This is a genomic window from Acidovorax sp. KPB24-03, assembly GCF_057546605.1.
Genome location: NZ_BAAJYR010000829.1, coordinates 1 through 786, shown reverse-complemented (window position 1 = coordinate 786; position 786 = coordinate 1). Strand labels below are relative to the sequence as shown.

The window sequence follows — 786 nt, the reverse complement described above, 5'->3', positions numbered from 1 at the left end:
CGCGGCGGGCGAGGTCCTGCAGTTCGGCCAGGGAATGGCGGCGCAGCAGCGCCTTGACGGTGCCGATGTCGCCGCTGCTCATGCTCAGCTCCTGCACGCCCAGTCCGGCCAGCAGCGCCGCGCCCAGCGGCTCGCCCGCCAGTCCGCCGCACACCCCCACCCAGAGCCCATGGGCGCGGGCACCGGCGATGGTGCGTTCGATGAGCCGCAGCACCGAGGGGTGCAGGCTGTCGGCCATGCCGGCCAGCTCGGGGTGCTGCCGGTCCACCGCCAGCGCGTACTGCGTGAGGTCGTTGGTACCGATGGAAAAGAAATCCACGTGCGCTGCCAGCCGGTCGGCCATCAGCGCGGCCGAGGGCACCTCGATCATGATGCCCACGGGCACCTGGGGCGCGTCCAGCTCGCGGCGCACCGCCTCCATGCGCTGGCGCAGCTGGTGCACCTCTTCCACGGTGCTGATCATCGGGAACATGACCGACAGCGGGCCGTGCCGCGCCGCGCGGTACAGCGCCCGCAGCTGCGGCACCAGCAGGTCGTCGCGGCGCAGGCACAGCCGCGCGCCGCGCAGGCCGAGAAAGGGGTTGTCCTCCACCGGCAGGTCCAGGTGCGGCACCTGCTTGTCGCCGCCGATGTCCAGCGTGCGCACGATCAGCGGGCGGCCGTCCAGCGCCTCGACCATGGCGCGGTACACGGCGTACTGGTCGTCCTCGTCGGGCACCGCGTCGCGCTCCAGGAACAGAAATTCGGTGCGCATCAGGCCCACGCCCTCAGCCCCCGCCGCCAGCG

At 72.6% G+C, this 786-nt stretch carries 1 protein-coding gene; it reads right to left on the bottom strand.

Annotated features, from left to right (window positions below; translation table 11 throughout):
- The coding region (locus tag AC27KI_RS26280; RefSeq protein WP_487116802.1) for a putative PEP-binding protein at window positions 1-786 on the bottom strand (786 nt) is incomplete at both ends.